The following is a 5,516-nucleotide window of genomic DNA, read 5'->3' on the forward strand; positions in this document are numbered from 1 at the left end:
CCAGGATGCAGAAGATCAGGATGCGCCCGCCCCGCGGCTGCGGGCTTGATCTCCGGCACCGGCTCCGCGCCGCCGCTTCAGGCCGCGATCTGCCCGAGCAGCATGCGCACCTCGGCGGCCCGCGCCTCGGCGTCGGCCAGCGGTTTCTGGATGCGCAGCTTGTCCTGACCGTCGAGCCGGTAGGTCTTCGGCTGCTTGTGGATCAGCACCAGCAGGCGGCTCACGTCGATGTTCGGCTCCGGGCCGAACACGATGCGCCCGCCCTCGGGGCCGGCCTCGATCTTGCGGATGCCGACCGGGCCGGCGGCGAGCTTCAGTTCGGTGATGCGGAACAGGTTCTGCACCTGCGCCGGCAGCAGGCCGAAGCGGTCGATCATCTCGACCTGCAGCTCCTGCAGCGCCGCGGCATCGGTGCAGCTGGCGATGCGCTTGTACAGCATCAGCCGCGCGTGCACGTCGGGCAGGTAGTCCTCGGGGATCAGCGCCGGCACGCCGAGGCTGACCTCGGGGCCGTGGTCGAGCGGGCGGTCGAGCGCCGGCGTGCGCCCGGACCGGATCGCCTTCACCGCGCGTTCGAGCATGTCCATGTACATCGTGTAGCCGACCTCGTGGATCTGGCCGCTCTGCTCCTCGCCGAGCAGCTCGCCGGCCCCGCGGATCTCCAGGTCGTGGTTGGCGAGCATGAAGCCGGCGCCGAGTTCTTCGAGCGATTCGATGGCCTCGATGCGCTTGACGGCATCGGCGGTCATGCTCTTGCGGTTCGGCACGATCAGGTAGCAGTAGGCGCGGTGGTGCGAGCGGCCGACGCGGCCGCGCAACTGGTGCAGCTGCGCCAGCCCGAGCTTGTCGGCGCGCTCGATGATGATGGTGTTGGCGCTCGGCACGTCGATGCCGGATTCGACGATGGTCGTGCACACCAGCAGGTTGCAGCGCTGGTGATAGAAATCGAGCATGACCTTTTCGAGCTCGCCGGCGCCCATCTGGCCGTGCGCGACCGCGACGCGCGCGCCGGGCACGAGCTGCGCGAGTTCCTGCGCGCGGCGGTGGATGCTGTCGACCTCGTTGTGCAGGAAGTACACCTGTCCGCCGCGCTTCAGCTCGCGCAGGCAGGCTTCCTCGATCAGGGCTGCGTTGTACTCGTTGACGAAGGTCTTGACCGCAAGCCGGCTCGCCGGCGGCGTGGCGATGATCGACAGCTCGCGCAGCCCGGCGAGCGCGAAGTTCAGCGTGCGCGGGATCGGCGTGGCGGTCAGCGTCAGGATGTCGACCTCGGAGCGCAGGGCCTTGAAGGCTTCCTTCTGGCGCACGCCGAAGCGGTGTTCCTCGTCGATGATGACGAGACCGAGGTCCTTGAACCGCACTTCGGGCTGGATCAGCTTGTGCGTGCCGATGACGATGTCGATGCCGCCGCTGGCGAGGCCGGCGAGCACGGCGTCGGTGTCCTTCTTCGAGCGGAAGCGCGACAGGCTCTCGATGGTCACCGGCCAGCCGGCGTAGCGGTCGAGGAAGTTGCGGTAGTGCTGGTTGGCGAGCAGCGTCGTCGGCACCAGCACCGCCACCTGCCGGCCATCCTGCACGGCGAGGAAGGCCGCGCGCATCGCGACCTCGGTCTTGCCGAAGCCGACATCGCCGCAGACGACGCGGTCCATCGGCTTGCCGGTGCGCAGGTCGGCGAGCACGGCGTCGATCGCGAGCTGCTGGTCCGGGGTTTCCTCGTACGGAAAGGCCGCTGCGAAGGCGAGCATCTCGCGCTCGTCGCCGTGGAATTTGTGCCCCGGGCGGGCGGCGCGGCGGGCGTAGACATCGAGCAGCTCGGCGGCGGCATCGTGCGCCTTCTCGGCGGCCTTGCGCCGCGCCTTCTCCCACTGCTCGCCGCCGAGGCGGTGCAGCGGCGGGTTCTCGCCGCCGGTGTAGCGGCTGACGCGATCGAGCATCGCCACCGGCACGTAGAGTTTTTCGGCGTTCGCGTATTCGAGCACGAGGTACTCGGCCGGGATGCCGCCGGCCTCCATGTGCACGAGGCCCTGATAGCGGCCGACGCCGTGATCCTCGTGCACGACCGCCGCGCCGATGGCGAGGTCGGCGAGGTTGCGGATGATGGCCTCGGCCTCGCGCGCGGCGCGGCTGCTGCGCCGTGTGCTGCGCACCCATTCGCGGTGCAGCAGGCTCTCGGTGATGACGGCGAGCGGTGCCGCGGTGCCGTCCTCGAGCACGAAGCCCTGATCGAGCGGCGCGACCGTCAGCGCGAGCCGCGCCTCGCTGCCGACGAAACCCGGCCAGCCGTCGACCGCGACCGGCAGCAGATTCTGCGCACGCAGCGTCTCGGCCAGCACCTCGCGCCGGCCGGCCGATTCGGCGGCGAACAGCACGCGCCCCGGAAAGGCATCGAGCCAGTCGAGCAGTGCCGCGGCCGGGCGCTCGGCGCGCGGTGCGAAGTACAGCTCCGGCAGCGCCGGGGCGCCGGTGCTGTCGAGATCGACGCGCAGCAGCCGGCTGACGCGGCGGTTGACCTCGCCGGCGTCGAGAAAGAGCTGCGCCGGGGCGAGCAGCGGGCGCGTGCGGTCGTGGCGGCGGCTCTCGTAGCGCTCCTGCACCTGCGCGATGAAGCCGTCCATCGCCGCTTCCCAGCCGGGCAGGCGCAGCACCAGCGCGTTCGAGGGCAGGAAGTCGAACAGCGTCGAGGTCTGCTCGAAGAACAGCGGCAGCCAGTATTCGATGCCGGGCGGCGCGAAGCCCTGGCTGACCTCGCGGTAGATCGGGCTCTGCTGCGGGTCGCCCTCGAAGGTGGCGCGGAAGTTCGTGCGAAAGCGCGTGATCGATTCCCTGGTCATCGCGAACTCGCGCGCCGGCAGCAGCTCGATCGCATCGAGCTTCGCGATCGAGCGCTGCGTCTCGGGCTCGAAGCTCCTCAGGCTCTCGATCTCGTCATCGAACAGGTCGATGCGCAGCGGCGCCTCCGCGCCCATCGGGAACACGTCGATGATCGAGCCGCGCACCGCGAACTCGCCGTGCTCCATGACCTGCGCGACGCAGAGATAACCGGCCGCCTCCAGGCGCGTGCGGAAGGCATCGACATCGAGCCGGTCGCCGCTGGCGAGCAGCAGCGCGTGCGCATCGAGGAAGCTCTTCGGGCCGAGGCGCTGCATCAGCGTCGGCGCCGGCACGATCAGCACGCCGCGCTTCTGCATGGGCAGGCGGTACAGCGTCGCCAGCCGCTGCGAGATCAGATCCTGATGCGGCGAGAACTGGTCGTACGGCAGCGTCTCCCAGTCCGGGAACACCAGCCGCGGCACATCGAGCGTGCCGGCGAACCAGCCGATCGCCGCATCGAGGCGCAGCGCCGTCTGCGTGTCCGGCGCCAGCACCAGCAGCAGCGCCTGGGTGCGCGCCGCCGTTGCGGCGATCGCCAGCGCCTGCGCGGCTTCGGACAGGCCGCTCCAGCGGCCGGGCTTCAGCGCATCGGCGGGCAGCGGCAGGGCGGGCAGGGCGGTGGCAGGGCTGGCGGCGGACTTCGGCGGCATCGGCAAGACACGTGCGGACTGAGGCGGCAGGCGCGGGGGCGCCATGATAGCCGCGTGCCAGAGGCTGGCGGCTGATCGTGAGGACTGGTTACGACCGATGTCGCGGGCGCGGCGGACAGTGCAGGCTGAAAGGCGTTGTCCTGCCCGGGCAGCCTGAGAATTTTCTGATAACTTTTTGCGAACCGGCGCAGCCGGCCGGCTGCGCAGCCTTTCCAGATTCCGCCCCCCGAGCAGGTTCCCGCCGCGATGATCCGCGTCATGCTGGTCGACGATCACCAACTGATCCGCATCGCCCTCGGCCAGATCCTCGGCGGCCACGCCGACATCGAGGTCGTCGCCGAGGCAGCCGACGGCGAGGAGGCGCTGGTGCGTGCGCGCGCCGCCAAGCCCGACGTGATCCTGATCGATGTCGACATGCCCGGCATGGGCGGCGTCGAGGCCACGCGCCGGCTGTCGGCGCTCGCGCACAAGCCGCGCGTGGTCGCGATCTCGGTGCACGACCAGATGCCGTATCCGCAGCGGATGATGGAGGCCGGCGCCGTCGGCTACCTGCCCAAGGGCGGTTCGGCCGACGAGGTGCTGGCCGCGGTGCGCGCCGTGGCCCGCGGCCAGCCGTACATCGCGCCGGTGATCGCCGGCAAGATGTTCCTGACCTCGATGAACCGCAGCGGCAGCGCCGGCAACGGCGCGCAGGTGCTCGACACGCTGTCGGCGCGCGAGATGCAGGTGATGCTGGCGCTGGTCAACGGCCAGAACCCGCAGCAGATCGGCGAGGCGCTGAAGATCAGCGCCAAGACCGTCTGCACGCACCGCTATCACATCTACGAGAAGCTCGGCGTCGACAGCGACGTGGCGCTGACGCACCTCGCCTACCGCTACGGGCTGATCGAAGTCTCGCAGTCCTGAGCCGGACGGCGGCGGGTCATTCGTCGTCGTCGTCGTCGTCGTCGTGCGCGAGCGGCGCACCCTGCGCGTCGAAATGCAGCACGCGGATTTCGCCGTCGGCATCGGTGATCTCGGCCTGCGCCAGCGTGCCGTTCGCGTGGTAGGCGTAGCGGTGGCGCATCTCGACCTCGCCGTAGACGAGCTTCTCGATCTCGGTCACGCGCTCGCCGGCATCGAACCAGCCGCGGAAGTAGGTGTTGCGGTGCGCGGTGTCCTCGATCGGGCCGCTGAGCTTCAGCGGCAGCCGGACACCGGAATAGGTCACGAACAGGCGGCAGTGGCCGCGTCCGGCAGCGGATTCAGTTTCTGTGGTCATCGGAGCCATTCCCGGTTGCAGGGGGTCATGCACAGGGCGCCGGCCCGGCGGCGCGCAGTCTGACGGCCGCCGCCGGCAGCGTCCACACTGAGGGGGCCGGGCCGGGCGCCGTGCGCAGCGTCCGCTCCCGTCCGCCCGTCGCGTGCAGCCGAGGTGCCCCGAGATGCAGACCGTCACCGCCCAGGAAGACCTGCGCCTGCGCGCCGCGCTCGAAGTCCAGCGTTACCGGCTCGGGCGCTCGCTGCGCGGCTGTGCCGCCGCCGCGCTCACCGGCCTGCTGCTCGCGCTCGGCGGCCTGCACGAGGACCGGCTGCCGACGCCGCTCGCGCTCGGCTTCCTGGTCACGCTCGGCGGCTTCGCGAGCCTCGGCGCGCTGCTGCTGCAGCGGCGCTTCGCGCGGCTCGCGCGCGTCGTGCCGCGGCTGCGGGCCACGCCCTGTCTGGCGCTGCTCGCGGTCGGCGGCTGGTTCCAGGAGCCCGAGTACCAGGCCGATGTGCGCATCCCCGGCCTCTGGCACTGGCACGTCGATCTCGAAACCCCGCTGCCCGACCCGCACCTCGAAGCCGGCGGCGATCAGCCGATCGATGCGATCGCGTGGCTGGAGCCGCGCCGGCACCGGCTGTGGGCGCTGGAGCTGCGCACCGTGGTGTTCTGGGTGCGGCGCTGCGTGCGCGTCGAGCCGGCCACGCGCCGCGCCTGAAGCCCGCCCGGGCCGGGCCGGGCTTCAGCGGCCC

At 71.0% G+C, this 5,516-nt stretch carries 4 protein-coding genes; 2 read left to right on the forward strand and 2 right to left on the reverse strand.

The annotated features are described in order from the left end of the window. Positions 1-77 precede the first annotated feature (77 nt). Positions 78-3,521 carry a transcription-repair coupling factor gene (gene mfd / locus PKE44_RS14295; protein WP_324552337.1) on the reverse strand — a complete coding sequence of 1,148 codons (3,444 nt, stop codon included), beginning with the start codon at positions 3,519-3,521 and terminating at the stop codon, positions 78-80. Between the two features lie 246 nt (positions 3,522-3,767). On the opposite strand from mfd, the gene PKE44_RS14300 reads away from it, so the two are divergent. Further along, positions 3,768-4,427: a response regulator gene (locus PKE44_RS14300; protein ID WP_324552339.1), complete on the forward strand. Its 660-nt coding sequence runs from the start codon at positions 3,768-3,770 to the stop codon at positions 4,425-4,427. A 16-nt stretch (positions 4,428-4,443) separates the two neighbouring features. Here the strand turns inward: PKE44_RS14300 and PKE44_RS14305 are convergent, their stop codons facing one another. Then, positions 4,444-4,782 (reverse strand): DUF6156 family protein, encoded by a 339-nt coding sequence (locus tag PKE44_RS14305; RefSeq protein WP_324552341.1) that lies wholly within the window; start codon positions 4,780-4,782, stop codon positions 4,444-4,446. 163 nt (positions 4,783-4,945) lie between these two features. Here PKE44_RS14305 and PKE44_RS14310 point away from each other — a divergent pair, with 163 nt between their 5' ends. Then, positions 4,946-5,482, forward strand: a complete 537-nt coding sequence (locus PKE44_RS14310) for a hypothetical protein (protein ID WP_324552343.1) — start codon at positions 4,946-4,948, stop codon at positions 5,480-5,482. Positions 5,483-5,516 lie beyond the last annotated feature (34 nt).

Origin of the sequence: Plasticicumulans sp. (assembly GCF_035331805.1) — a bacterium.
Classification (GTDB): Bacteria; Pseudomonadota; Gammaproteobacteria; order Competibacterales; family Competibacteraceae; genus Plasticicumulans.